Raw genomic sequence first — 24,576 nt, 5'->3', positions numbered from 1 at the left:
CCAGCTGACCAGGATGCGGCTGTTGGCCGGGAAGCACGGGGCCTCGGCCGCCCCCATGCCCAGGCGGGCGCCGAACAGGGTGGCGATGTTGACCGCCATCCCCTGCAGGCCGGTGAAGATCGACCAGCCCACCAGCGACACCGCGTAGGTCAGCCGCGTGCCGAACCGGTCGAGCAGCGCCCCGCCCGGCAGCTGGGCCAGCGCATAGGTCCAGGAGAACGCCGACAGCACCAGCCCCATCACCGCCGGACCGATGTCCAGGTCCCTCGACATCAAAGGCGCCGCCACGCTCAGCAGCGTCCGGTCCAGGTAGTTGATCATCGTCGCCGTCGCGATCAGCGCCAGCACGCCGTACCGGCCCTTCGTCGCACGCATGGGCGGCGCAGCGGGTGTCATTGCCGTCATCCTGAATCCCTCTCCCTCGCCCTGTTTTCTTGGAGGGAGCATTCGTCGGCTCCCGTGGGCTCACACCATTATGTACTGATTAGAACATTTTCACGAACTTCCGACGGAGTCGATATTGAACTGAACGGTACGTTCATGCAAAGAACCTCCCAAGACCGAAAACGGCGCCTTGGGAGAAACCGGATGCGGCACGCAATCCATTTGAGCTGTCTTGCATCCGTGGCCGCGCTCGTCGCCCTGCCCGCCCTTGCGCAACCTCCGCACCCAGCTTCGACCGAATGGCCGACCTATGGCCATGACGCGGGCGCCAATCGCTTTTCTCCGCTGAAGCAGATCACCCCGGCCAATGTCGCCAGCCTGAAGCCCGCCTGGACTTATCACCTGAAACCCGAGGGTTTCACCCCCGGCTCCGCCCGTCCGGCGAGCGCGCCCAACGAGGTCGACGGACCGCCCGGCGGACGCCCGCCCGGGGCCCCTCCCGCTGCGTCACCTGGGGCGCCCCCGCCCGGATTCGGCCCGCCCGCGCCCGGCAGTCTCTCCAATTCCGAAGCCACGCCGATCGTCGTCGGCGGGATCATGTACATCCCCTCCCCCTACGGACGGGTCGTCGCGCTGGACGCGGTCACCGGCAAGGAGATCTGGGTCTACAAGCTGCCGACCGGCAACCCCTCGACTCGCGGCGTGGAATATTTCCCGGGCGACGCCACGACGCCCCCCTTGCTGGTGGTCGGCACGACCAACTCCAAGCTCTTCACGCTGGACGCCAAGACTGGAGCCCTGAACACCAAGTTCGGCGACGGCGGTTTCGTCAGCCTGGACAAGGCTCCAACCTCGCCCGCCGTGATGTTCCGCAACATCATCGTCGTCAGCGGACGCACCGGCGAAGGAACCGGCCCCGGCGCGCCGGGCGACATTCACGCCTACGACATCCACGACGGCAAGAAGCTGTGGACCTTCCACACCATCCCGCAAGCGGGCGAGCCGAACTACGGAAAGTCGTGGGCCGACGCCTCCGCCAAGGGCCGCTCGGGCGTCAACGCCTGGGGCATGATGAGCGTCGACACCCAGCGGGGCCTGGTGTTCATCCCGCTCGGCGCGCCGTCCGGCGATCTGTTCGGCGGCGATCGCCCCGGCGACAATCTCTATGGCACCAGCGTCGTCGCCGTCGACGCCCGCACCGGCAAATACGTCTGGCACTTCCAACTCGTGCACCACGACATCTGGGACTACGATCTTGGCGCCGCGCCGGTGCTGTTCGACATCAAGCGCGGCGGCAAGACGATCCCGGCCCTCTCCGCGACCGGCAAGAGCGGACTGCTCTACCTCCTGGACCGGACGACCGGGAAACCGATCTACGGCGTCGAAGAGCGCCCCGTGCCAAAGAGCGATGTGCCGGGGGAAACCCTGTCGCCGACCCAGCCCTTCCCGCTGAAGCCGCCGCCGATCGCCCGCAACAGCATGACGGCCAGCGATCTCAATCGTTTGACGCCGGAACTTGAGGCGGCCTGCAAGAAGTTCGTCGCCGACAACAATGTGCTGATCGAGCGGCCGCCCTTCGCCCCCAACGCCTACAACCGTTCGGCGGTGGTCTTCCCCAGCGAGATCGGCGGCGCGAACTGGGGCGGCTCGTCGTTCAATCCCGACCTCGGTCTGCTGTTCATCAACGTCAACGAACTCGGTCAGATCATCGGCACGAAGGATCCGGCGTCCGGACCGGTGAATGTCGGCGCGCTGGTCGGCAACGTGCAGGGCGGCCGTCAGGGACCCTATGCCAACTTCGGCCCGCAGGGACGTTTCGCCGTGCGCGACGACGCCATGGGCCTGATCCCCTGCAACCAGCCGCCGTGGGGCTCGCTGGTGGCGATCAACGTGCACACCGGCGACATCGCCTGGAAGTCGCCGCTTGGCGTGACCGAAGGCCTGCCGGCCGACAAGCAGAACACCGGCCGTCCGAACATCGCCGGATCGATCGCCACCGCGAGCGGCCTGGTGTTCATCGCCGGCACGGACGACAGCCGCTTCCGGGCCTTCGAGGCCAAGACCGGCAAGGAGCTGTGGAGCGTCAAGATGGCCGCTTCCGGCTCCGCCGTGCCCGCGACCTACCAGGGCAAGGGCGGTAAGCAATACGTCGTGATCACCGCCACCGGCGGCTCGAACTCCGGCGCCCCGCTGCGTTCGGACGAGGTCATCGCCTACGCCCTGCCCTAAACGCGCAACGACCATAAGAACAACAGGAGGGAAGCATGACCTTACGCATGACGGCGGTTCTGGCCGCGACGATGGCGGCGGCTCTGGTTCAGGGCGCGGCCGCCCAGACCAGGATCCCGGGCGGGGCGATCAACCAGAACCTCGGCGAGATGGACTACGGCGTCTGCCGCGGGACCGATCCGGCCTGCTTCCACGACTGGCCGCGCACGCCCACGACCGAGCACCGCGTCCTGCTGTTCACCCGCACGGCGGGCCCTCGCCACGCCAACCTCGGCCCGGCCCTAGCGCCCGGGCTGAATCCGCCGCTGACCGACGCCAACGTCGTGCAGAAGGGCATGCTGAAGCTGGCCGCCGACAACGGCTGGAAGCTCGACTACACCGAAGACCTTGCTCAGATGACCAGCCTCACCGGTTACAATGCGGTGATCTTCTTCTCGACCTCGCGCGACAATCTGGACGACGGGGCCAAGACGGCCCTCCGCCAATACATGCGCGCCGGCGGCGGCTTCGTCGGCATCCACAACGCCTTCGGCACCCTCTACAACTGGCCCTATTACGAAGGCCTGCTGGGCGGCGCGAACTTCTATGACCACGGCCCCAATCGGCCCGGCGAGGTCGTCACGGTCGACCGCAAGGACGTCTCGACCAAGGACTTGCCGCCCCGCTGGAAGCTGACCGACGAGTGGTACAACCTCGTCCCCTTCCCCACCCGCGTGCGCTTCCTGGCCACCGTCGACGAGAAGTCCTGGACGCCGGTCCCTGAGCGCGAAGGCCCGCCTCCCGGTCCGCCCCCCGGCGCCGCCCAAGGCGGACCGCCTCGCCCCCGGCTGGCCTCCGTCGTCGGCCGCAGCCCCGGTCACGGCGATTTCCATCCCGTCGCCTGGTGCCAGTACTACGACGGCGGTCGCTCCTGGGTGACCACGCTCGGCCATGACGCCAAGCTGTTCACCGACGACAGCTTCGCCGGGGCCAAGGAATTCCGGGCCCTGATCACGGGCGGCGTCAAGTCGGCGATGGGCGCCGCGCCCTTCTGCCAATAGGGGCGGAAAATCTGGGCGGGGCCAACGCCCCGCTCAGGCCTCAGGCCTTCACGTAGCGGATCACCATGTCGACCACCTCGGCGCGGCGGGCGGTGGCGGCCTCTTCGCTGATCATGTCGTGGTTGAAGATCGCCGAGAAGGTGTAGCGGTTCGACACGTTGAAGAAGCAGAGGGCGGCGATCGAGGTGTAGACGTCCCACGGCTTCACGTCCGCGCGGATGACGCCGCTTTCCGCCCCGCGCGCGCAGATGCGCCCCACCATGTCGATCACCGCGGTGTTGATTGGCTCAAGCGACGGCATCTGCTTGATGTGCCGGCCTTTGTGAATGTTCTCGACCATCACCAGACGCACGTTGTCGGCATTGGCCGCGTGGTAGTCGAAGGTGAACTCGACCAGTTCCTTCAGGGCCTCGAGCGGCGGCTTCTCGTCGAGCTGAAGGTCCGCCTCCGCCCCACGCAGCTTGCGGTAGTACTCCAGCAGCACGGCGCTGTAGAGCGCCTCCTTGCTCCCGAAGTAGTAGTAGATCATCCGCTTGGAGGTGTGCATCCGGTCGGCGATCCGATCGATGCGCGCGCCGCTGTAGCCGACCTCCGAGAACTCCTCGGTCGCGACCTGGATGATGTTGGCCTTTGTACGTTCCGGATCGTTTGTCCGCGAGGCCGTCGCGCTTCGCCGCCTGGGCTTCCTCAAGTCCGTCACCCTGTTTGATCCGTGCGCGGGCCCCGGGGAATCAGTCCCGGGGGCGTTAGACATTTTTGGTACATTAGCACCGCGCCGCGCAGCCTGCTCGCCCTGTCGCGAGCCCCCTCGCCTCAGGTCGCCACGTGGTGCACGTGTTTGCCCGGCGAATAGATGTCCATGATGTTCCAGTGCCCGGCGGTCGGCACCGGCGCGTTCTCCATGATCACGTCCAGCAGATAGGGCCGGCCCGAGGCGACCGCCTTCTCGAGCGCCGGTTTGAACTCGTCGGCGGCGTTGATCCGCGCGGCCTCGATCCCGTAGGCGCGCGCGAGGGCGGCGTAGTCGGGCGAGTAGCCTTCGCCATCCGGGGTGTGGAAGATGGTGCCGACGGTGGTGCCGAAGTGCGCCTTCTGCAGGCCCGCGATCGTCCCGAAAGCCCCGTTGTTCATCACCACCCAGATCACCGCCGCGTTCTGCTCGACGGCCGTCGCCAGGGCGGCCGGATTCTGGCCGAAACCGCCGTCGCCGACCAGGCTGACGACCACGCGGTCCGGGCAGGCGATCTTGGCCCCCACCGCGGCCGGCGATCCAAAGCCCATGGTCGCGAAGCCGCCCGGCGTGAGGATCGAACCCGGGGTGCGGATGTCGAACTGCTGGCCGACGCCGTTCTTGTTCCAGCCAACGTCGGTGGTCATGATGAAATCGTCGGGCATCACGGCGCGCAGGTCCGAGAGGATGCGCTCGGGCCGCATCGGATATTGGGCGGAAGCTTCCTGCTCGGCGCGGCTGGCCTTGAAATCGCGGTGATAGGCGGCGATCTCGGCGCGCAGGGCGTCGTTCTTGCGGCCGGCGGGATACAGCCGCTTGGCGACCCGCAGCAGCACCTTCAGCGCCTGCTTGAGGTCGGCCACCGCCCCGATCTCCACCGGGTAGTTCCGCCCGATCTCGTTGTCGTCGATGTCGATGTGGATGAGCTTGGTGCGGTTCGGAATGTCGAAGGTGTATTCGTCCTCGAACGACGAGCTGTCCGCCTCGCAGAAGCGGGTGCCGAGGGCGAGGAGCCAGTCGGCGGTGCGGGTAGTGTCGTTGACGTACTGGGTGCCCCAGAAGCCGGTCATGCCGATCACCATCGGATGCCCGTCCGCCACCACCCCCTTGCCCATCAGCGAGTGGGCGACCGGAATGCTCATGTGGTCGGCGAACTCGGCCAGCTCCTGATAGGCCTGGGCGATCATCACCCCGCCGCCGACGTACATCACCGGCTTGCGGGCGTCGGCCAGGGTCAGGATGATCCGTTCCGCCGTCTGGTCGTCGATCGACGGCTTCTGCAGCCGGCGGGTGTGCTTCTTGGCGCGGTCCCACAGCTTCACGTCGATCTCGGTCGAGAATACGTCCATCGGCACCGAAACCAGCACCGGTCCCGGCCGCCCGGCTTCGGCGAGTTGGAAAGCCTTCTCCAGGATTTCCGGCAGCTTGTCGGCCCGGTCGATACGCCAGGCGCGCTTCACGAACGGACGGTAGACCTCGTACTGCTGCGCGTCGGCATGGAGATTGATCTCCTGGTGCGGGTGGCGGCCGTACATGTGGGTCGGGATGTCGCCGGCGATCACCACCATCGGAATCGAATCCAGCTGCGCCGTCGCCACGCCCGTCGCCGCATTGGTCAGGCCGGGTCCGCAGTGGCTCAGCATCACCGATGTCCTGGCCCCGCGGGCGCGAGCATAGCCATCGGCGATGTGGGCGGCGATCTGCTCGTGGCGCGTGTTCACGAAGCGGATCGAGCTGTTGGCCATGGCCGACAGCAAGGCGATGTTCGAGTGACCGCAGAGGCCGAACAGATGCTCGACGCCTCGTTCCTCGAGGTAGCGGACGAGCTGATGCGAAACGAGATCTTTCATGGAACGTCCCTCTGGGGCGCCGCGGCGTCGCCGTCGGCGAGGGTCCGGGGCTCCGGACCTGCGTAGGTGAACGGGATGGATTTCGGCATCGGCCCCTTGATGCGTGCGCCCTGCTGCGACTGCTCCCAAGCATGGGCGAGGACGCCCACCGAGCGCGAGAGGATGAACAGGCCGCGCCCCATCGGAGGCGGGAAGCCGAGTTCGGAGAAGATGACCGCCGTCGCCCCGTCGATGTTCATCGGGATCGGCTTGCCCTTGCGCGCCGTCAGGGCGCGCTCGACCGCCCAGCCGATGGCGACGTAGTCGCCCTTCACGGCCCCGGAGGCGGCGGCCTCCTCGACCAGGGTCATCAGCGGCCGGCTGCGAGGATCGACGGGATGCCAGCGATGGCCGAAGCCGGCGACGATCCTGCCGTGGACCTCGTGATAGCGGCCGAGCCCCGCCTCCACCGCCGCGTCGAGGCCGGCCCCGTCGGCGAGCGCCTCCTGGATCCAGGCATAGAGCTGCATGCACTGCTGGCCGGCCCCGCCGTGCACGTCACCGAGCACATTGATGGCCGAGCCCATGGCGTTGTTGAGTTCGGCCCCGCAGGACACCGCCATGCGAGCGATGGCGATCGACGGGGCGTGCGGCCCGTGATCGACCCCCGCCACCAGGGCCGCCTCCAGCAGCCGCGCCTGCGCCGGCGACGGCAGCTCGCCCCGCACCATCAGCCAGATGGTCTGGGCGAAACTGACCTGGCCGATCAGATCCTGCACCGGATAGCCGCGCAGGCGGATTTCGCCGGGCTGGATGTCGACGATCGCCGTCGTCCACCAGGTCTTGGCTTCCGAGACGATCTCCTCTGGGGTCTTCGCCATCAGACGACGCCTTCCGCTTTGAGGGCTGCGATTTCGGGGGCCGCGTAGCCGAGGGCGGCCAGCACCTCGTCGGTATGCTCGCCGAGCACCGGCGGCGGCCGGTCGACGGCCGGCTCCTTGCCGGCGATCTTGAAGCCGGCCTTGGCGACCGAGATCGCGCGCCCGCCCAGGGCCTCGACCGCCTCGAAGCTGTGCACCAGCCCGCGCATGCGGACCTGTTCGAGGTCCAGGGCCTCGGGGACCGTCAGCACCCGGCCGGCGGGCACGCCCGCGGCGTTCAGCAGCGTCTCCCATTCGGCGGCGGACCGCCCGGCGAGGCCGGCCTCCACCTCGACGGTGAGCGCCTGGCGGTTCGCCTTGCGCGCCTCGCGGGCGGCGAAGCGCGGATCGGTGAGCAGATCTTCCCGTCCTATGACGCGCGCGAGGGCGACGAACTGCTCCTGCTTGTTGGCCGCGATGTTAAGCAGGCCGTCGGCCGTGCGGAACGTCCCCGATGGCGCGGCCGTGAAGTTGTCATTGCCCATCGGCGCGGGCTGTTGGCCGCAGATCAGGTAGTTCGAAACCACCCAGCCCATGGTCGCCAGGCTCGACTCCAGCATGGAGACATCGATGAAAGCCCCCTCGCCCGTCCGCGCCGCGCCGACCAGGGCGCTCGAGATCGCGAAGGCGGCGGTGATCCCGCCGATGCTGTCGGCGACCGGATATCCGACCCGCAGCGGCGCGCTGCCCGGGTCGCCCGTGATGCTCATCACGCCGGACAGGCCCTGCACGATCTGATCGTAGGCCGGCGCCCCACGCATCGGCCCGGTCTGGCCGAAACCGGAAATGGCGCAGTAGACGAGCTTCGGATTGACGGCGTCCAGCACATCGTAGCTCAGGCCCAGACGGTCCATGACCCCGGGGCGGAAGTTCTCGACGATGACGTCGGCGCCCGCGACCAGGCGCTTGAACACCGCCTTGCCGCCCTCGCTCTTCAGGTTGAGCGTCATCGAGCGCTTGCCGCCGTTCTGGGCCAGGAACGATGCGCCCATCAGCTGACCGCTGAGCGCCGGATCGGCCCCCAGCACGCGCGCCAGGTCGCCGGTCCCCGGCGTCTCGACCTTCAGGACGTCGGCGCCGAGCTGCGCCAGCTGATAGGCGCAGAACGGCCCGGCCAGCACATTGGTCAGATCGAGGACCTGGATGCCCGCAAGCACGCCGTTCATCGGCGGATGAACGGGTTGGGCACGTCGAGATCCGACGAGATCCAGACGCACTTGGTTTCGAGGTACTCGCGGATGGCGTCGACGCCGCTCTCGCGCCCGATGCCGGACTTCTTGAAGCCTCCGAACGGCGAGGTGAAACTGGTGGCCCGGTAGTTGTTCACCCACAGGGTGCCGGCCTTGACCTTGTCGGTCATCTTCATGGCGCGCTTCAGGCTCTGGGTCCAAACCGCGCCGGCCAGGCCGAAGTCGATATCGTTGGCGATACGGATCGCCTCGTCCTCGTCGGTGAACCGGATCACCGAAAGGACTGGCCCGAACACCTCTTCCTGCGCGATGCGCATGGTGTTCTGAACGCCGGTAAAGATGGTGGGCTCGATGAACTGGCCCGCGCCGAGGTCGGGCCGCGCCTTGCCGCCCAGCACGCAGGTCGCCCCCTCCGCGCGGGCGATCTCTATGTAGGCCAGGATCTTGTCGAACTGCGGCCGGGTCGCAACCGGGCCGATCTGGGTCGAGAGATCGGCGGGATCGCCCATCTTCGCGGTCTTCACGAAGTCGATCAGTCGCTCGACGAAGGCGTCGTGGATGGTGTCCTGCACCAGAAGGCGCGAGCCGGCCTGGCAGGTCTGGCCCGTGGCCGCGAAGATGCCCGAGACGACGCCCTTCACCGCCTGATCCAGGTCGGCGTCGTCGAACACGATGTTCGGCGACTTGCCGCCGAGCTCCAGCGTCACCGTCTTCAGATTGCGGGCCGCCAGCTCATAGATTTTCCGGCCCGCCGCGTCGCCGCCGGTGAAGCCGATGTGCGGCACGTCGGGATGCAGAACCAGGGGCTCGCCGACCTCGGCGCCGAAGCCGGTGACCACATTGACCACCCCCTTCGGAATTCCCGCCTGCTCGAACAGCCTCGCGAACTCCAGCATGGAGGCGCTGGTGAACTCGCTGGGCTTGATCACCGCCGTGCAGCCCGCCGCCAACGCCGGCGCCAGCTTCCAGCTGGTCAGGGTCAGGGGTGAATTCCAGGGCGTGATGATCGCCACCACGCCCTTCGCCTCGTACTTGGTGTAGGCGAACACCCCCGGCTTGTCGGTGGGGATGACGTGGCTCTCCACCTTGTCGGCGAGGCCGGCGTAGTAGTGGAAATAGTCGCCCATGTAGCGGACCTGGGCGACGACCTCGGCGGCCAGCTTGCCGTTGTCGCGGCGCTCGATCTCGGCCAGGCGCGGGGCGTTGTCGACGATCAGGTCGGCCAGCTTGCGCAGCGCCTTGCCGCGCGCGCTCGGCGTGAAAGCGGCCCACTCGCCCTCGAAAGCGCGCTTGGCGGCCGCCACGGCCAGATCGACGTCCCCCGCCCCGCCCCGTCCGATCAGGGCCCAGGTCTCGCCCGAGTAGGGGTCCTGCGTCGGGAAATAGTCGCCGCTGGTCGGCGCAACCTCCGCGCCATCGATCCAAAGTCCGTACTGACGCAATTCAGACATGTCCCGCACTCGTCTCTCCGCCCATCCGGAGGCCGTCGGCGATGCACGGGACGCCGCGCCCGCGAGATCGCCACACCACCATTTGGGAAGGAAGCCCGCTCCCGCCGCCGGGCTGCCGCCGGCTTCGCGCCACAATGTACGGACTATTCCGTTTTTGTCCATGAGCAATCCCCGGGCGTCTCGATGGCCGCTCCGCAGGCCCCGCCTCGGAGGAAGGGATGGTGGCGACGACGACGCCCCATGACCCGCACAGGTTGACCTTCATCTTCCGTCCCCTTTCGGTCCGTCCGCCCGGCTCCTTCCATCGCTGCTTACAGGTGACGAACCAGTCTGTACATAGATGGAATTTGACCGTCTTCCCTTCGGCTTCGCCCCGGACGATCAATTTTATCATATTGATATAATTCGTGTTTCAGACACATTTTGGCGTGCGCTTGACATGTACTGACTAGTTAGTAATGTCGCATCACAATCACGGCCCCGGTCTACGGGAAGCCACTCTGGGAAGAAACGAAAGGACCCCCATAAACTTCGGGGCGGCCGCCGAACGACGCTGATCCGTCGCGGCGAACGGATGCCCCATGGCCGCATGAATCGCGTCCTGCGCGAATGCCGGGCCAAGGCCAAACGCGATCACAACTCAGAAAACGCGACGCGAGTCGAACGCGCGGAAAACAGCCTCTGGGAGGGGGAAATGAAGAAGCTCCAATCGGTGAACCATCGGTCCAGTCTGCTTGTGACCCTGTTGGGCGGCACCGCCCTCGTGACGGCCATGGCGATGGCCGGCGGCGCGGTCGCGCAGACCTCGTCCGCGGCGGTCGAGGAAGTCGTCGTCACCGGCACCAGCATCCGTGGCGCGGCCCCCGTCGGCGCCAATGTGATCTCGGTGAACCGGGAGGAGATCGAGGCGACCGGCGCGCAGACCGTGCAGCAGCTGTTGCGCAGCGTTCCCCAGGTCACCGGCTTCAACAACACCGGACAGGGCGGCTTCGGCTCGGCCGACGGCTCGGGCACCAACGCTCCGACGATCCACAGCCTCGGCGCCTCGGCCTCCAACCAGACTCTGGTGCTGATCGACGGCCACCGCCTGCCGCTCACCGGCCTGAACCACACCCTGGCCGATCCGTCGGTCATTCCGCCCATCGCCCTGCAGCAGGTCGAGGTGCTGCCGGATGGCTCGTCGGCCATCTACGGCTCGGACGCCGTGGCCGGCGTGCTGAACTTCATCACCCGCCGGAACTTCACGGGCTGGGAAACCTCGGCTCAAGCCGGCTTCGGCGACGGCTACAAGACCGGCAACGTCGGCTTCGTGTTCGGCCACAACTGGGATTCGGGCCAGGTCCTCCTCGCCTACGGCGGCTCCTATCGCTCGGAGCTGAAGGGCGACAGCCGCGACTACTACAAGGCCGATCAGCGCGATCGCGGCGGCGGCAACTTCGCCAGCTTCAACTGCTTCCCCGCCGCCGTGCGCGTCGGCGGCTCGACGGGCACGATCTATCAGGGAACCTACACCACCGGTTCCGGCCAGGCCGGGAACACGCCGGCCTTCTGCGACACCACCCGCGTGGCCGACATCCTGCCCCAGGAAGTGCGCAACAGCGTGCTCGCCAAGATCGAGCAGGACGTCAGCGAGAACCTGCGCCTCTCGGCCGACCTCGTGTTCTCAGAACGCGTGAACAAGTCGCGGATCAGCCGAGGCAATCTGACCAACGCCACGGTCTTCGGCCCGGGCGCGGCCAACGCCAGCCAGATCAACCCGTTCTTCCAGGGGCCGACCGGCGCCACCAGCGAAATCGCCAGCCTGAACTTCGACAGCCTGCTCGGGCCCGGCGCCATGAGCAAGGCGGGGCAGAAGACGTCATTCGTCACCCTCGGCGCCGACTACAAGCTGCCGGCCGAGTGGCAGGCGACGTTCGGCGCGACCTTCGGCGGCGACAACAGCTATCAGAACCAGACCGGCCAGGTCTGCGCGCCCTGCGCCCTCCTGGCGCTGAACGGCACGGTCAACGCCGGCGGCTCGCTGACGGCCAACGCCAACCCGCCGGTGAACGGCACGGTCACCACCGTCACGCGCGCGTTGAACCCCGACAACGCGCTCGACATCTGGAACGGCGTCGGGTCCAACCTCACCTCCGACGCCGTACGGCGGCAGTTGCTGGACTCGATCAGCTTCGCGGAGTCCAAGCAGACCCTCAAAACCGCGCGCCTCAAGCTGGACGGTCCGCTGTTCGCCCTGCCGGCCGGCGAGGTCAAGGCCGCCGTCGGGGCCGAAGCGATCGCCTACGACCTGCGCCAGGTGAACACGCGCACCGGCACGACGGGCGGAGCAAGCGTCTCCACGGCGGCGACCAACCTCGTCTACAACCGCACGGTCTACGCCTACTTCGGCGAGGTCCTGGTTCCAGTCATCGGGCCGGAGATGAACCTTCCGCTCGTGCAGCGCCTCGATATCAGCCTGGCCGGACGCTACGACCACTACGACGACTTCGGCGGCACCACGAATCCCAAGTACGCCTTCACCTGGCAGCCGATCGACGGCCTGCAACTGCGCGGGTCTTGGGGCACCTCGTTCACCGCCCCCGCCCTGACCAGCCGCGGCGGCTTCAACGGCCTCACGGGCGAGTCGAACTTCACCACCTCCGGCCAGTTCAACCTGCCGGCCAGCTTCCCCGGCGCGAACGCCTTCTGCGGCACGACCACGGGATGCACGCTCGGCGGCGCCTCGCCGTTCCAGGGCATCCAGATCAATGGCGGCGACGACAAGCTGAAGCCGCAGACCGGCGAAAGCCACTCGTTCGGCTTCGACTACGACCCGGCCTGGCTCAGCGGACTTCACGTCTCGCTCACCTACTGGAATACCGACATCAACGGCGCGATCACCGCGCCCAACTCGTCGGCGGCGGTGATTTCGCCTGGCCTCTACTCGCGCCTCACCCTCAACCCCACGGCGGCGCAGATCGCGGCGGCGACGGCGGGCCTGCCGCAAAGCGGCGCGTTGCCGGCGAATATCTCGTTCATCTACAGCTTCCGGCAGGGCAACGCCTTCGACCTGCGCGCCAGCGGCCTGGACTACGACGTCCGGTATCGGTTCACGACCGACGCGCTGGGCGACTTCCGCCTCGGCTTCAGCGCCAGCCAGAAGCTTTCCTTCGACCAGCAGTTCAGCGGCGGCGTCATCTTCGACCGCCTGAACACCGCCGGGGTGAACACCACCTTCAGCTCGATGGAATGGACGGGCCGGCTGTCGCTGGGCTGGAACCTCGGCCCCTGGTCGGCCGACGCGTTCTACAATTACACCAACCCGTATCTGAACCTGAACGGCAACGCGCCGTTCACGGTGACGACCTCGGGCTCGACCGTCACCGGCGGTCAGAACGTCGACGCGTTCAAGACCGTCGACCTGCACCTCGGCTACCGGTTCGAAGGCGAAGGTTACCTGGCCGACACCTCGGTGTTCGCCGACGTCAGCAACCTCTTCGACGAGGATCCGCCCTTCTACAACGCCTCCGGCGGCTACAACGGCAGCGACTCCAGCCCGATGGGCCGGGTCGTCACCTTCGGCATCAGCAAGAAGTGGTAGTCCCCGACCACGCCTCTTGATCTCGGCTCCCGGCCTCGCGCCGGGAGCCTTTCTTTTATTGGAGCTGACATGAGACGCACCCTACTTGCCTTGACGGCCCTGGTCGCCGTCGCGGCGCCGGCCGCCGCCCAGACGCCCGCGCCCTTGGCCCCCGCCCCCGCTCTCGCGCCCGAGAGGGACGCTGCGGGCCGCCCCCTGCCCTTCGGGCGGCCGGAGTATCGCCCCGGCGACACCCCGATGGGCGGCGGGCCGCGCAAGGCCGTGATGGTGGCCGACGACACCCTGCCGGCCCACGTCCTCTACTACCCGGCGGATCTGGCCGCCGGCGGCAAGCTGCCGTTGGTGGCCTGGGGCAACGGCGCCTGTATCAATGCCGGCAATCGCTTCCGCGTCTTCCTCACCGAGATCGCCAGCCACGGCTACATCGTGGCCGCCAACGGAGTAATGGCCGCGACGGAGCTCGAAGTCGGACCACAGGAGAACCCCGCCGTCCGCACGCCCGGCGCTGCTCCGCCGCCCCCTCCTCCGCCGCCCAATCCCAATGCGCCGCAACGGGCGCCCGGAACGACGACGGCGGCGCAGCTGAGCGAGAGCATCGACTGGGCGATCAAGGAAAACAGCCGCTCAGGCTCGAAGTTCTTCGGCAAAATCGACACCAGCAAGATCGCCGTGATGGGCCAGTCGTGCGGCGGCGTGCAGGCGCTGACCGTGGCGGGCGATCCCCGGATCACCACCATGATGATCTGGAACAGCGGCGCCGGCATGATCCCCAACAATCCGGCGACCGAAGCCCTGGCCAAGATTCACACCCCTGTCGCCTTCATCAGCGGCGAACAGGCGAAGGACGTGGCCTTCCCGGCCTCAAAGATGAACTTCGAGACGCTGAACAGCGTGCCGGTGTTCTGGGCCTGGGAAGACGGCATGACCCACATCGGCACCTATGGCGCGACGGGTGGCGGCGCCTTTGGCCGCATCGCCATCGCCTGGCTCGACTGGCAGACGAAGGGTGACCAGCGCGCCGCCAGCATGTTCAAGGGCGCCGACTGCCTGCTCTGCCGCGAGCCTAGCTGGCACGTGGCGAAGAAGAAGATCGACTGACGTGGGGTCGCGTCGGCGGGAACCGGGCCCGCCGACGCGACTCGGCCGAGATGGAGGCGCTTTTCTTCGTTGGTGCGGGCGGCCGGGGTCGAACCGGCAAGGCCTTGCGGCCGACGGATTTTAAGTCCGTTGCGTCTACCAGTTTCGCCACGCCCGCATCGGTGAGACTCCTACAGCAATCCGCCGCCGAAGCGCAGCGGTCTGATGCGTCAGTCGGCCTCGGCCTGCCGTGCGCCGGTCACGCCCGCCGCCTCCAGCGCCGCGATCAGTTCTTCGACCGTCGCCTCCACCTCGGCCGGATCGCGCCCACGGATCACCAGATTGGAGCCGTAGCCGGTCTCCCGCCGGGTCACATCCCAGAACGGATAGCTGCCGAGCGACAGGGCCGGATGCGCCTTGGCCACGGCCTCCAGCGGCGCGGCCAGCACGCCCTCGCCGAAGCCCTCGACGCGCACGGTGCGCGAGACGACCACCGCCCCGCCCTCCAGGCGCCAGCCGATGTCCTCCAGCATGCCCTGCATGATGCGCGGCACCCCAGCCATGACGAACACATTGCCCATCTGGAAGCCGGGCGGCCCGCTGACCGGGTTCCTGATCTTCGATCCGCCGACGGGGATGCGCGCCATCCGCCGCCGCGCGGCGTTGGGCTCCTCGCCATGGCGGCCGCGCATTTCGGCGAGAATTTCCTCGTCTTCCACCAGGGCGACGCCGAAGGTCTCGGCCACGCAGTCGGCGGTGATGTCGTCGTGGGTCGGTCCGATGCCGCCGGTGGTGAACACATAGCTGTAGCGCCCGCGCAGGGCGTTCAACGCCGCCACGATCTCGGCGCCCACATCGCCCACCACCCGCGCCTCGGCCACGTCGATGCCGTGGGTTCCGAGAAACCGGGCGATGACGTGCAGATTGGTGTCCTGCGTGCGGCCCGAGAGGATCTCGTCGCCGATGATCAGGATCGCGGCGGTGACGGAACTTTCGATCATGGGAGGGGCGACTTCCCGCTTGAGGGCGACGACGGCCAAGGGGATAGGTGGCCCATGCGCTTCCCGCAATCCCTGACGCCCGGCGTGCTCGTCCAGCGCTACAAGCGCTTCTTCGCCGACGTGGTGCTCGACGACGGCCGTTCGGTCACCGCCCACTGCCCCAACCCCGGCGCCATGCTGGGCCTGAACATCCCCGGCCAGCGCGTCTGGCTCTCGCCCTCCGACAACCCCAAGCGGTCGCTCGCCTGGACGCTGGAGATCGTCGAAGACGCCCAGTTCGGATCGCCCACCCTGGCCGGCGTCAACACCCTCACCCCCAACCGCATCGTCGCCGAGGCCCTGGCGGCCGACGCCATTCCCGAGCTTTCCGGCTACGCCGCCGTCCGCCGCGAGGTGAAGTACGGCGAGGCCAGCCGCATCGATTTCCTGCTCAGCGGCCCGGACCGCCCGGCCGCCTGGCTGGAGGTCAAGAACTGCCACCTCGCCCGCCGCCCGGGCCTCGCCGAATTCCCCGACTGTGTCGCCGCACGCTCGGCCAAGCACCTGCGCGAACTGGCCGCCATGGCCCTGGCCGGCGACCGGGCCGTGGTGCTGTTCACCGTGCAGCGCGAGGACTGCGAGGCCTTCACCGCCTGCCGCGACATCGACCCGAAATTCGCCCAGGCGCTGGATGAGGCGTCCGAGGCCGGCGTCGAGGTGCTGGTCTACCAGTGCGCCATGAGCGTCGAGGAGATCGGGATGAATCGCCGCATCGAGTGGATGCGATAAGCGCCGTCGAGCCTTGCCGTCGCGGCGGCGCCGCGCGATGTCCTCTCAACCGAGGGAGAACGCATGCTCTACGCCATCCTGGCCTACCACGAGGAAGCGACCGTCCAATCCTGGACGCCCGACGAGGACGTCGCCCTGATGGACGACCTCCTGGCCGTCCACCACCGCCTGGTCGGCGAGGACAAGCTTGGGCCCGCCGCGCGGCTGGGGGCCACCGGCGATGCGGTGACCCTGCGCGGACCCGGCCTCGGCGTCATCGTCGACGGGCCGTTCGCCGAGACCAGGGAGCAGCTCCTCGGCCTCTATGTGGTGGAGGCAGAGACGCGGGATGAAGCCGTGGCCATGGCGCGCGAGCTGCGCCAGGCCAATCCGACCGCCGTCTACGAAATCCGCCCCATCCTGCTCTATCTTCCGGGCGCGGCCTTGCCGGAAAGTGCGGCCTAGGCGGCCAACTCGCGCTGGGTCTTCTCGCGGGCGAGCTTCAGGGCGTCGGACCACCAGGCGATCTCATCGAACAGCTTGTCGCGCGCCTCGACCAGGTAGGGGTAGTCGCCCAGGGTCTTGCCCTGCATCAGGACGCCGAGGAACGGCTCCATGGCGATGTTCACCTCGGCCTTGATCGGGGCCATGTGCAGTTCAATAGCCACGCCGCGCAGCTGCTCGATGGCGCGCGCCCCGCCCACCCCGCCATAGCCGACGAAGGCGATGGCCTTGCGCCGCCATTCGAAAGTGGCGCTGTCGAGGGCGTTCTTCAGCACGGCGGTGGGCCCGTGATTGTACTCGGCGGCGGTGACGATGAAGCCGTCGTACTGACCGATCTTCCTGCGCCAGGCCTCGGCGGCCGGGTTGGAGTATACGCCTTCCGTCCAGACCGGGGCCACCGGCTCCTCGAACAGCGGCAGATTCTGATCGCGCAGGTCCAGCACATCCAGGCTGAAGTCGGAGCGGCCGGCGGCGCCCTCCACGATCCATTGGGCGGGGGTGTCGGCGAAGCGATTGGGACGCGTGCTGCCGACGATAAGGGCGAGCTTCAACATGTCGATTTCCTTCGTAACCAGGCTGGTTACCGTTTGAGACCGACACTAAATTCAACACCGAACCCGGCCGTGCAAGACGGCACATTTTCGAGACCGAGTATCATGCATGTGACCGAGCGATGCCTGCCCGCCAATGAAGTCCTTGCCCGCGTGGGCGACAAATGGACAGTGCTGGTCGTCATGCTGCTGGGCGACGGGCCGTTGCGGTTTTCCGAACTGCGGCGACGGATCGGGACCATCTCCCAGCGCATGCTGACCCTGACCTTGCGCAACCTCGAACGCGACGGCCTCGCCACCCGCACGGTCACGCCCAGCATTCCGCCCCGCGTCGACTACGAACTCACGCCGCTCGGCCACTCCCTGCGCGGGCCGGTGGCGGCCCTCGGCGGCTGGGCGGTCGAGAACCATCCGGCCATGGTCGACGCCCGCGCGCGCTACGACGCGGCGCGGGCCGAGGCGGCCTGATCAAGGCTTGGGCGACCACGCCGAAATGATCCTCCAAATGGAGGATGGCGTTCGGCGGGAAAAACCGCAGGTTGTAGCGTAAAGCTTCAGTACGTCAGCGTTCGACCGTTCCCCAGCAGAGAGGTCCTAGCCGTGGCGTTCACCCCAACCGAATCCCATTTCGACGGCCCCGGCGGCCTGAGAATCTTTTACCGTCATTGGGCGCCGGCCGGCGCGCCCAAGGCCGTGGTCGTCATCTGCCACGGCGTCAACTCGCATACCGGCCAATATCTGTGGGCCGGCGAGCAGTTCGCCGCGGCCGGCTATGCCGTCTACGCCGCCGACCTGCCCGGCCGCGGCCGCTCCGAGGGCAAGCGGTTCTTCACCACCAGCGTGGCGACCTACGCCGACACCGTCGCCGGGATGATCGCCGTCGCCAAGGCGGCCGAGCCGGGCCTGCCGGTCTTCCTGCTAGGCCACAGCGCCGGCGGCCTGACCTCCACCTACTACGCCCTCGATCACCAGGCCGAGATTACCGGCCTGATCTGCGAAAGCTTCGCCTATCGCGTCTACGCGCCCGACTTCGCCCTGCCGATCCTGAAATGGCTGGGCAAGGTCGCGCCCGAGCTGCCGGTGCTGAAGCTGCCGTTCGAGGCCTTCTCCCGCGATCCGGCCGCCGTGAAGGCGATGCACGAGGATCCGCTGATCAAGGGCGAGGCGCAGCCCGCCGCCACCGTCGGCGCCCTGGTGACGGCCAGCGAGCGGCTGCACCGCGAGTTTGAGAAAATCAGCCTGCCGGTCTTCATCCTGCACGGCACGGCGGACAAGGCGACGGTTCCGGCCGGCAGCCAGGAATTCTTCGACAAGGCGTCCTCGAAGGACAAGACGCTCAGGCTCTACGACGGGCACTTCCACGACCTGCTGAACGATCTCGGCAAGGCGGACGTCATGGCCGATATGGTCTTCTGGCTCGACGCGCGGGTGAAATAGGCGGCCCGAGCCCCCAGAAATTCTGCCGCATCCGCAAATTCTCGCCAAACCGGGACTTCCGAAATCTAGGCCAGTTTCGCGGAAATTTGGCCCATATCGAACACCGGAAGCGATTTTAACCTTCAGTTTTCGTCAATCACCCCCGGAAATCCGGACTTAGGACACGAAACGTCACACACGTCAGTTTTTGAGGCCTGTAAGTTTCTCTCCGCAGGTCGGCCTTGAGCCGTCAAGATATCCGGAGTGAAACGAATGACCGTGCGCCCCCTTCGACTGGCCGCCCTGGCGACGATGTTCGCCAGCCTCGCCGCGGCGCCGGCGCTTGCGACCCAGGCGTCGGAGCAGACGGCCGCCCAACCCGCCGCCGCGCAGCGCGCCGACGACGCCCAGCGTCACGCCGCCAATACCGCGGCCGTCAGCCGCGACGGCCAGAAGGCGACCGCCGCGAACTCGCGGACCGCCAAGCAGGTGTGGCGCGACCGTCACCACCTGCCGAACGCCAAGTAAGGCCGCGCCTCTTTAGCGTGGCGTCCAATCCCGTGGCGCCACGGGGACGGCTGCTGTAGTGCGGCGGGATGATCCGCTGGGAACATCTCGCCACCGCTCCGATCCCCGGCTCCGACGGCGCCCTTCGCCTCATGCGGCGCGGCGCCGAATATTCGATCATGACCGGCGGCACGGAATTGATGAACAGCCGCATGAGCGGCTCGGAGCAGGCCCTCGCCACCCTCACCTGCACCCGCCTGCAGGGCCGTCCCGGACAGCGCATCCTCATCGGCGGCCTCGGCATGGGCTTCACCCTGCGCGCGGCGCTGGAGGCGCTGCCGCCCGACGCCTCCGTCGAGGTGGCCGAACTTGTCCCGGCGGTGGTCGAGTGGGCGCGGGGCCCGATGAGCGAGATCTTCGCCGGCTGCCTGGACGATCCGCGCGTCACCATTCGCGAGGCCGACGTCGGCCTGGCGATCCGCGGAGGCAAGACCGCCTACGACGCCATCCTGCTCGATGTCGACAATGGCCCCGGCGGCCTCGACCGGGTCGAGAACGACGCGCTCTACAGTCATTCTGGCCTCACGGCGGCCAAGGCGGCCCTCAAGCCGGGCGGCGTGCTCTCCGTCTGGTCCTTCGCCCCGGACGAGCCCTTCGTCCGCCGCCTGCGCGCCGGCGGCTTCACGGTCGACGAGCAGCGCGTCAACGCCCACCGCAAGGGCCGCGGCGCGCGCCATGTCATCTGGCTGGCCACGCGCGCCTGAAACCCGACGCGCGGGTTGAACTTCCATGATAATATGACGATCTAGGCACCGCCCCCGAACCGCTGAACAGACGCCCGAACCCGATGTACGACGCCAGCACGCTCGACCGCCCCACGCGCGACGGCCAGATCAAGATTCACGGCCCGGAAGCCTTCGAGGGCATGCGCCGCGCCGGCCGCGTGGCCGCCGAGTGCCTCGACATGCTGACGCCCCACGTCGCGCCCGGCGTCTCGACCGCCCATCTCGACAAGCTGGCTCGCGAGTTCGCGCTGGATAACGGCGCCCTGCCCGCCTGCCTGTTCTACAAAGGCTATTCCCACACCGTCTGCATCTCGCCGAACCATGTGGTCTGCCACGGCATCCCCGGCGAGCGGACCCTGCGCGAGGGCGATATCGCCAATATCGACGTCACCGTCATCGTCGACGGCTGGCATGGCGACCACTCGCGCATGTACGGCGTCGGCGGCGTCTCGCCCCGCGCTCGCCGCCTGATCGACATCACCTACGAGGGCCTCGAGCGGGGCCTGGCGGCCATCAAGCCGGGCGCCACGACCGGCGACATCGGCCACGCCATCCAAGCCTATGTGGAATCGCAGCGCTGCTCTGTGGTGCGCGACTTCTGCGGTCACGGGCTCGGCCAGGTGTTCCACGACGCCCCCAACATCCTGCACTTCGGCCGCCCCGGTCAGGGCGAGGTGCTGGAGCCCGGCATGTTCTTCACCGTCGAGCCGATGGTGAACCTCGGCAAGCCGCAGGTGAAGCTGCTGGCCGACGGCTGGACGGCGGTCACCCGCGACAAGAGCCTCTCGGCCCAGTGCGAACACTCCTGCGGCGTCACCGAGACGGGCGTCGAAATCTTCACCCTGTCGCCCAAGGGCCTGTTCAAACCGCCGGTGCAGGAAGCCTGAGCCCATCATGGCCGGCCTCAAGGACAAACGCGGCTTCATCGACAAGGAGAGGCTCGACCTCTCGGAGCGCCAGGCGGTGGAATACTGGATGAAGCGCTGGGGCGTGACCCGCGATCAGATCACGGCCGCCCATCGCAAGGTCGGCAAGATGACCAAGGACATCGCCGCCGAGCTGGGCAAGAAGCGCTAAGCCAACCTCGCCGATATCGGAGGCGGCTGGGCTGAGCCGCCCAAGCCGCGGCCGCGAGGTCCGTCGCCTTCGCGCCCACGCCTCGACGAAGGCGACGGTAAGATTGTCGCACACCTGGAACAATCTCGGCCGTAACGACGTTCGGCAACGGACGTCGTTACGTCAGCAAAACATGGGAGGGCGCAATGGGCCTCTTTAGTTCCATCATGTCGAAAATCTTCCACCGCAAGCCGGCCGCGACCCCGCCGCCGGCCGCCCCTACATCGGCCCCGGCCGCCGCGCCCACGGCGCCGCCCCCCGAACCGGTCGACGTCGAAGCCGTGCTCACCGAACTGGCCGCTCAGAAGGGCGGCGGCGGCAACTGGCGGACCTCGATCGTCGACCTGTTGAAGATGCTCGACCTCGACTCCAGCCTCGCCGCCCGCAAGGAACTCGCCGAGGAACTGGGCGTCAACGCCGGCGCTCACGGCAGCGCCGAGCAGAACATCGCCCTGCAGAAAGCGGTTTGGCGCGCTCTGGAGCAGAACGGCGGCAAGGTGCCCGCCTCACTCCGCGACTGATCGCGACCGACGACGCCTGCCCGGCGTCGCGGCGCCGGGCGGCCAAACTGCCCCGTCAATGGGGCGATAACGGGAGGAAGACATGGCCATCATGAAAGTCATCGAAGTGCTGGCGGAGTCGCCGGACAGCTGGGAAGATGCCGCCCGCAAGGCGGTGGCCGAAGCCGGCGAGACGCTACGCGGCATCCGCTCAATCTACATTGAAAACTTCCAGGCTACCGTGAAGGACGGCGCCATCGACGTTTTCCGCGTCAACGCCAAGATCGCCTTCGCCGTCGAGGACTGACTTGCTGAAGGCGGGGCCTCCCTTCGAGGCCCCGCTTCTCATGCGCCCTTGCGCGGCCGGAACAATTGATGAACATTCCGACGCATGCACAGCGCCGCTTCTTCGTCGGACACCCTGCACGACATCGCCCAGGCCGAACTCTGGGCGCCATCCATCGGCGTGCAAGCGCACCAGCTCGGCCATCGCGAACGCCTGCGGACCCGGGCGGCCAAGAGCTTCGACGCCCTGCCCGACTACGAACTCCTCGAACTCTGCCTCTTCCGGTCGATCTCGCGGGGGGACGTCAAGCCGCTGGCCAAGCGGCTGCTGGCGCGTTTCGGCTCGGTCTCCGGCGTCCTGGGCGCCAGTCTGGAAAGCCTGCGCACGGTCAGCGGCGTCGGCCCGGCCACGGCCCTGGATCTCAAGCTGGTGCACGAGGCGGCGCTGCGCATGGGCCGCGAGGCCATCGGCAAGCGCCCGGTGATCTCCTCCTGGTCAGCCCTGCTCGCCTATGTCCGCCTTGCCCTGGCGCACGAGCCGCGTGAGCAGTTCCGCGTCCTGTTCCTCGACAAGAAGAACCAGCTGATCGCCGACGAGGTGATGAACCAGGGCACCGTCGACCACGCCCCGGTCTACCCCCGCGAGGTGATGCGAAGAGCCTTGGAACTTTCGTCCACCGCATTGATTTTAGTGCACAATCACCCCTCCGGTGATCCGACGCCGTCAAAGCCCGACATCGAAATGACCCGCCTCATCGTCGAGGCCGGCAAGACACTGCGCATCGAGGTGCACGATCATCTGGTGGTTGGCCGCGACGGGGTGGCGAGCTTCCGCGCGCTGAGCTTGCTTTGAGCCTCGGCGACTTCGTCCTGGTCGCCGCCACTGAAGGCACGGATCGATAGTGATGATTGCGCTGCAATCACTTATCATTCGTCCAGATGGATCCCTTCAGCGATGTCATCGCCTTGCTTCGTCCGACCGCCGCCGTGGCCAAGCCGATCAGCGGCCGCGGTCGCTGGGGCGTGCGCTACGAGGCTCACGACGCCCCGGGCTTCGCCCTCGTCCTCCAAGGCGAATGTTGGTTGTCCTTCAAGGCCGGCGCACCGGCGCCTCTACACCAGGGCGACTTTCTTCTCCTGCCCAGCACGCCGGCCTTCACCTTGAGCAGCCACCCGGGCATCGGGGGCGAGCCCACCCGCTCGAGCGCCACCGCCGTCCGCCACGGCGAACAGGACGGCGAGCCGGAGTTCGTGGCCCTCGGCGGCACGTTCGGCATCGAGCGCGCCAACGCCGCCCTGATGCTGGCCCTGCTGCCATCGGTTATTCATATCCCCGCCTCGGAAGGTCGGACCGACCGGCTGCACCGCATCATCGCTCTGATCGGCGAGGAGTGCGCCCATAGGGAGCCCGGGAGGGAGCTTCTCCTGCGGCGGCTGCTGGAAGTCCTCCTCGTCGAAGCTCTGCGATGGCGCGGCGCCGAGGGCGCTGCGGCGCCCGCGGGCCTCCTGCGCGGCCTGCGCGATCCAGCCCTGGCGAGGGCGCTCCGCGCCATGCATGCCGACGTCCGCGCCGGCTGGACCGTCGCCGGTCTTGCCAAGGTCGCCGGCATGTCGCGCTCGGCCTTCGCCGCTCGTTTCGGCGAGATGCTGGGATGCGGGCCGATCGAATATCTCGCGCGCTGGCGCATGGCCCTGGCCAAGGAGGCGCTGATCCGCGGCGCCAAGACCCTCGACCACATCGCCAACGAGGTCGGCTACGGGTCGGCCAGCGCCTTCAGCACCGCGTTCCGCAAGCGCCTCGGGGCGCCGCCCGGCCGGTTCTCTAGACACGGCGCCGCCTCCTGATCGCTCGTTCTGGACGGTTGCGCATAGATCCTGGACTTCGGCCTATGTCGCATCCCGCTCGCCGGGCCTAGTTCAGCGACCGTCCGACACAACGGAGGTCCACATGCAAACCATCCTGATCACTGGCAGCTCGTCCGGCTACGGCTTGGAGACGGCCCGTCACTTCCTCGCTCGCGGCTGGAACGTCATCGCCACCATGCGGCGGCCGAACCCGGATGTCCTGCCCGCCTCGCCGCGACTGAGAATCCTTCCGCTCGACGTCACCAGCGCCGACAGTATCGCCGCAACTGTCGAAGCGGCCGGCCCAATCGACGTTGTTGTAAACAACGCTGGCGTCGGCGTTGTCGGCGCCTTCGAAGCTACGCCGATGGCGCACGTGCGCCAGGTGTTCGAGACCAACACATTCGGCGTCATGTCCATGACCCAGGCCGTCATCCCCCAGATGCGCCAGCGCCGCTCCGGCGTTATCGTCAACATCACCTCGACGGTGACCCTGGCGTCCATGCCGTTGGCCGCCGCTTATACGGCCAGCAAGCAAGCCATCGAAGGCTTCACCGGCTCCCTCGCCCACGAACTAGCCTTCTTCGGCGTGCGCGCCACGCTCGTCGAGCCGGGATACGGTCCGACGACGCGCTTCGCGCAGAACACGGACGTCAAAGTCGAGGACTTGATCCCGCCGGATTACGCGCCCTTCGCCGGCCCGATCTTCACGGCCTTCGCCAATCCCGGCGCCACTACGAAGGAGACCGACGTCGCCGAGGCCGTCTGGGCCGCGGTCCACAACACCTCCGGCCGAATGCATTTCCCCGCCGGCGAGGACGCCGAAGCCCTCGCCGAGGCGCGTTTCGGCAAGCCGCCGAACGCGCTCGCACTGGCCTGACCGCCGAGG

Annotated in this window: 25 protein-coding genes and 1 tRNA gene; 17 read left to right on the top strand and 9 right to left on the bottom strand. The window is 67.7% G+C overall.

All coding sequences use genetic code 11. From position 1 onward, the window contains the following. Positions 1 to 375 (bottom strand): MFS transporter (locus ACFLIT_RS06325; RefSeq protein ID WP_479910353.1); only part of this gene is annotated, 375 nt, incomplete at its 3' end. Between the two features lie 249 nt (positions 376 to 624). Here ACFLIT_RS06325 and ACFLIT_RS06320 point away from each other — a divergent pair. After that, complete coding sequence (locus tag ACFLIT_RS06320) at positions 625 to 2,613, top strand: pyrroloquinoline quinone-dependent dehydrogenase (RefSeq protein ID WP_479910352.1); 1,989 nt, start codon at positions 625 to 627, stop codon at positions 2,611 to 2,613. A 35-nt stretch (positions 2,614 to 2,648) separates the two neighbouring features. Continuing rightward, positions 2,649 to 3,653: a ThuA domain-containing protein gene (locus ACFLIT_RS06315; RefSeq protein ID WP_479910351.1), complete on the top strand. Its 1,005-nt coding sequence runs from the start codon at positions 2,649 to 2,651 to the stop codon at positions 3,651 to 3,653. Positions 3,654 to 3,693: 40 nt separating this feature from the next. Here ACFLIT_RS06315 and ACFLIT_RS06310 read toward each other — a convergent pair whose 3' ends face one another. The 5 genes from ACFLIT_RS06310 to ACFLIT_RS06290 form a co-directional block, all read right to left on the bottom strand. Further along, positions 3,694 to 4,344, bottom strand: coding sequence for a TetR/AcrR family transcriptional regulator (locus ACFLIT_RS06310; protein ID WP_479910350.1), 651 nt, complete (start codon positions 4,342 to 4,344; stop codon positions 3,694 to 3,696). Between the two features lie 122 nt (positions 4,345 to 4,466). Beyond that, positions 4,467 to 6,233: a thiamine pyrophosphate-binding protein gene (locus tag ACFLIT_RS06305; protein WP_479910349.1), complete on the bottom strand. Its 1,767-nt coding sequence runs from the start codon at positions 6,231 to 6,233 to the stop codon at positions 4,467 to 4,469. Further along, a complete protein-coding gene (locus tag ACFLIT_RS06300; protein WP_479910348.1) occupies positions 6,230 to 7,093 on the bottom strand; it encodes a citryl-CoA lyase in 864 nt (287 codons plus the stop codon). Before ACFLIT_RS06300 ends, ACFLIT_RS06305 begins: the two co-directional genes overlap by 4 nt. Further along, complete coding sequence (locus ACFLIT_RS06295; RefSeq protein ID WP_479910347.1) at positions 7,093 to 8,298, bottom strand: CaiB/BaiF CoA transferase family protein; 1,206 nt, start codon at positions 8,296 to 8,298, stop codon at positions 7,093 to 7,095. Before ACFLIT_RS06295 ends, ACFLIT_RS06300 begins: the two co-directional genes overlap by 1 nt. Further along, entirely contained in the window at positions 8,295 to 9,773 is a 1,479-nt protein-coding gene (locus ACFLIT_RS06290) for an aldehyde dehydrogenase (protein WP_479910346.1), read from the bottom strand. Before ACFLIT_RS06290 ends, ACFLIT_RS06295 begins: the two co-directional genes overlap by 4 nt. A gap of 694 nt (positions 9,774 to 10,467) precedes the next feature. Between ACFLIT_RS06290 and ACFLIT_RS06285 the strand changes: the two genes are divergently transcribed. After that, the gene (locus ACFLIT_RS06285) at positions 10,468 to 13,353 is read left to right on the top strand and encodes a TonB-dependent receptor domain-containing protein (protein ID WP_479910345.1); all 2,886 of its coding nucleotides are present in this window, start codon (positions 10,468 to 10,470) and stop codon (positions 13,351 to 13,353) included. Positions 13,354 to 13,422: 69 nt separating this feature from the next. Then, complete coding sequence (locus ACFLIT_RS06280) at positions 13,423 to 14,451, top strand: poly(ethylene terephthalate) hydrolase family protein (protein WP_479910344.1); 1,029 nt, start codon at positions 13,423 to 13,425, stop codon at positions 14,449 to 14,451. Positions 14,452 to 14,521: 70 nt separating this feature from the next. On the opposite strand, the gene ACFLIT_RS06275 is transcribed toward ACFLIT_RS06280, so the two are convergent. Together ACFLIT_RS06275 and ACFLIT_RS06270 are read right to left on the bottom strand one after the other, a co-directional pair. Then, positions 14,522 to 14,608 (bottom strand) — tRNA-Leu (locus ACFLIT_RS06275). Positions 14,609 to 14,660: 52 nt separating this feature from the next. Then, entirely contained in the window at positions 14,661 to 15,431 is a 771-nt protein-coding gene (locus ACFLIT_RS06270; protein ID WP_479910343.1) for a competence/damage-inducible protein A, read from the bottom strand. Positions 15,432 to 15,485: 54 nt separating this feature from the next. Here ACFLIT_RS06270 and sfsA point away from each other — a divergent pair, with 54 nt between their 5' ends. Both sfsA and ACFLIT_RS06260 read left to right on the top strand, forming a co-directional pair. Continuing rightward, positions 15,486 to 16,199, top strand: a complete 714-nt coding sequence (gene sfsA / locus ACFLIT_RS06265) for a DNA/RNA nuclease SfsA (protein ID WP_479910342.1) — start codon at positions 15,486 to 15,488, stop codon at positions 16,197 to 16,199. A 63-nt stretch (positions 16,200 to 16,262) separates the two neighbouring features. Next, positions 16,263 to 16,643: a YciI family protein gene (locus ACFLIT_RS06260; RefSeq protein WP_479910341.1), complete on the top strand. Its 381-nt coding sequence runs from the start codon at positions 16,263 to 16,265 to the stop codon at positions 16,641 to 16,643. On the opposite strand, the gene ACFLIT_RS06255 is transcribed toward ACFLIT_RS06260, so the two are convergent. Further along, positions 16,640 to 17,236: an NADPH-dependent FMN reductase gene (locus ACFLIT_RS06255; RefSeq protein WP_479910340.1), complete on the bottom strand. Its 597-nt coding sequence runs from the start codon at positions 17,234 to 17,236 to the stop codon at positions 16,640 to 16,642. The two genes, ACFLIT_RS06260 and ACFLIT_RS06255, sit on opposite strands and share 4 nt — an antisense overlap. A gap of 102 nt (positions 17,237 to 17,338) precedes the next feature. Here ACFLIT_RS06255 and ACFLIT_RS06250 point away from each other — a divergent pair, with 102 nt between their 5' ends. From ACFLIT_RS06250 to ACFLIT_RS06200, 11 genes are all read left to right on the top strand, one after another. Continuing rightward, on the top strand, positions 17,339 to 17,701 hold the full coding sequence (locus tag ACFLIT_RS06250) for a winged helix-turn-helix transcriptional regulator (protein WP_479910339.1): 363 nt from the start codon (positions 17,339 to 17,341) through the stop codon (positions 17,699 to 17,701). A 132-nt stretch (positions 17,702 to 17,833) separates the two neighbouring features. Next, positions 17,834 to 18,670, top strand: coding sequence for an alpha/beta hydrolase (locus ACFLIT_RS06245; RefSeq protein WP_479910338.1), 837 nt, complete (start codon positions 17,834 to 17,836; stop codon positions 18,668 to 18,670). 252 nt (positions 18,671 to 18,922) lie between these two features. Then, positions 18,923 to 19,177, top strand: coding sequence for a hypothetical protein (locus tag ACFLIT_RS06240; RefSeq protein ID WP_479910337.1), 255 nt, complete (start codon positions 18,923 to 18,925; stop codon positions 19,175 to 19,177). 68 nt (positions 19,178 to 19,245) lie between these two features. Further along, positions 19,246 to 19,920, top strand: a complete 675-nt coding sequence (locus tag ACFLIT_RS06235) for a spermidine synthase (RefSeq protein WP_479910336.1) — start codon at positions 19,246 to 19,248, stop codon at positions 19,918 to 19,920. Positions 19,921 to 20,003: 83 nt separating this feature from the next. Continuing rightward, a complete protein-coding gene (gene map, locus ACFLIT_RS06230; RefSeq protein WP_479910335.1) occupies positions 20,004 to 20,828 on the top strand; it encodes a type I methionyl aminopeptidase in 825 nt (274 codons plus the stop codon). A 7-nt stretch (positions 20,829 to 20,835) separates the two neighbouring features. Further along, complete coding sequence (locus ACFLIT_RS06225) at positions 20,836 to 21,018, top strand: DUF3606 domain-containing protein (protein ID WP_198574899.1); 183 nt, start codon at positions 20,836 to 20,838, stop codon at positions 21,016 to 21,018. 185 nt (positions 21,019 to 21,203) lie between these two features. Beyond that, a complete protein-coding gene (locus tag ACFLIT_RS06220) occupies positions 21,204 to 21,578 on the top strand; it encodes a DUF3597 domain-containing protein (protein ID WP_479910334.1) in 375 nt (124 codons plus the stop codon). Between the two features lie 82 nt (positions 21,579 to 21,660). Further along, the gene (locus ACFLIT_RS06215; RefSeq protein ID WP_479910333.1) at positions 21,661 to 21,864 is read left to right on the top strand and encodes a dodecin family protein; all 204 of its coding nucleotides are present in this window, start codon (positions 21,661 to 21,663) and stop codon (positions 21,862 to 21,864) included. 84 nt (positions 21,865 to 21,948) lie between these two features. After that, entirely contained in the window at positions 21,949 to 22,695 is a 747-nt protein-coding gene (radC, locus tag ACFLIT_RS06210; protein ID WP_479910332.1) for a RadC family protein, read from the top strand. 86 nt (positions 22,696 to 22,781) lie between these two features. Further along, the gene (locus tag ACFLIT_RS06205; protein ID WP_479910331.1) at positions 22,782 to 23,687 is read left to right on the top strand and encodes an AraC family transcriptional regulator; all 906 of its coding nucleotides are present in this window, start codon (positions 22,782 to 22,784) and stop codon (positions 23,685 to 23,687) included. Between the two features lie 103 nt (positions 23,688 to 23,790). Further along, positions 23,791 to 24,567, top strand: a complete 777-nt coding sequence (locus tag ACFLIT_RS06200; RefSeq protein WP_479910330.1) for an SDR family oxidoreductase — start codon at positions 23,791 to 23,793, stop codon at positions 24,565 to 24,567. Positions 24,568 to 24,576: the final 9 nt, after the last annotated feature.

The organism is Caulobacter sp. HJHS_5 (assembly GCF_056683955.1).
This window is presented reverse-complemented; position numbering and strand designations above follow the sequence as displayed.

Coding starts and splice junctions, on each gene's coding strand:
- ACFLIT_RS06285 (WP_479910345.1), top strand. CDS start 10,468: ATGAAGAAGCTCCAATCGGTGAACCATCGGTCCAGTCTGCTTGTGACC.
- ACFLIT_RS06290 (WP_479910346.1), bottom strand. CDS start 9,773: ATGTCTGAATTGCGTCAGTACGGACTTTGGATCGATGGCGCGGAGGTT.
- ACFLIT_RS06215 (WP_479910333.1), top strand. CDS start 21,661: ATGGCCATCATGAAAGTCATCGAAGTGCTGGCGGAGTCGCCGGACAGC.
- ACFLIT_RS06240 (WP_479910337.1), top strand. CDS start 18,923: ATGACCGTGCGCCCCCTTCGACTGGCCGCCCTGGCGACGATGTTCGCC.
- ACFLIT_RS06260 (WP_479910341.1), top strand. CDS start 16,263: ATGCTCTACGCCATCCTGGCCTACCACGAGGAAGCGACCGTCCAATCC.
- ACFLIT_RS06220 (WP_479910334.1), top strand. CDS start 21,204: ATGGGCCTCTTTAGTTCCATCATGTCGAAAATCTTCCACCGCAAGCCG.
- ACFLIT_RS06280 (WP_479910344.1), top strand. CDS start 13,423: ATGAGACGCACCCTACTTGCCTTGACGGCCCTGGTCGCCGTCGCGGCG.
- ACFLIT_RS06305 (WP_479910349.1), bottom strand. CDS start 6,233: ATGAAAGATCTCGTTTCGCATCAGCTCGTCCGCTACCTCGAGGAACGA.
- map (WP_479910335.1), top strand. CDS start 20,004: ATGTACGACGCCAGCACGCTCGACCGCCCCACGCGCGACGGCCAGATC.
- ACFLIT_RS06295 (WP_479910347.1), bottom strand. CDS start 8,298: ATGAACGGCGTGCTTGCGGGCATCCAGGTCCTCGATCTGACCAATGTG.
- ACFLIT_RS06200 (WP_479910330.1), top strand. CDS start 23,791: ATGCAAACCATCCTGATCACTGGCAGCTCGTCCGGCTACGGCTTGGAG.
- ACFLIT_RS06225 (WP_198574899.1), top strand. CDS start 20,836: ATGGCCGGCCTCAAGGACAAACGCGGCTTCATCGACAAGGAGAGGCTC.
- ACFLIT_RS06235 (WP_479910336.1), top strand. CDS start 19,246: ATGATCCGCTGGGAACATCTCGCCACCGCTCCGATCCCCGGCTCCGAC.
- ACFLIT_RS06300 (WP_479910348.1), bottom strand. CDS start 7,093: ATGGCGAAGACCCCAGAGGAGATCGTCTCGGAAGCCAAGACCTGGTGG.
- ACFLIT_RS06250 (WP_479910339.1), top strand. CDS start 17,339: ATGCATGTGACCGAGCGATGCCTGCCCGCCAATGAAGTCCTTGCCCGC.
- ACFLIT_RS06255 (WP_479910340.1), bottom strand. CDS start 17,236: ATGTTGAAGCTCGCCCTTATCGTCGGCAGCACGCGTCCCAATCGCTTC.
- radC (WP_479910332.1), top strand. CDS start 21,949: ATGCACAGCGCCGCTTCTTCGTCGGACACCCTGCACGACATCGCCCAG.
- ACFLIT_RS06315 (WP_479910351.1), top strand. CDS start 2,649: ATGACCTTACGCATGACGGCGGTTCTGGCCGCGACGATGGCGGCGGCT.
- ACFLIT_RS06205 (WP_479910331.1), top strand. CDS start 22,782: ATGGATCCCTTCAGCGATGTCATCGCCTTGCTTCGTCCGACCGCCGCC.
- sfsA (WP_479910342.1), top strand. CDS start 15,486: ATGCGCTTCCCGCAATCCCTGACGCCCGGCGTGCTCGTCCAGCGCTAC.
- ACFLIT_RS06270 (WP_479910343.1), bottom strand. CDS start 15,431: ATGATCGAAAGTTCCGTCACCGCCGCGATCCTGATCATCGGCGACGAG.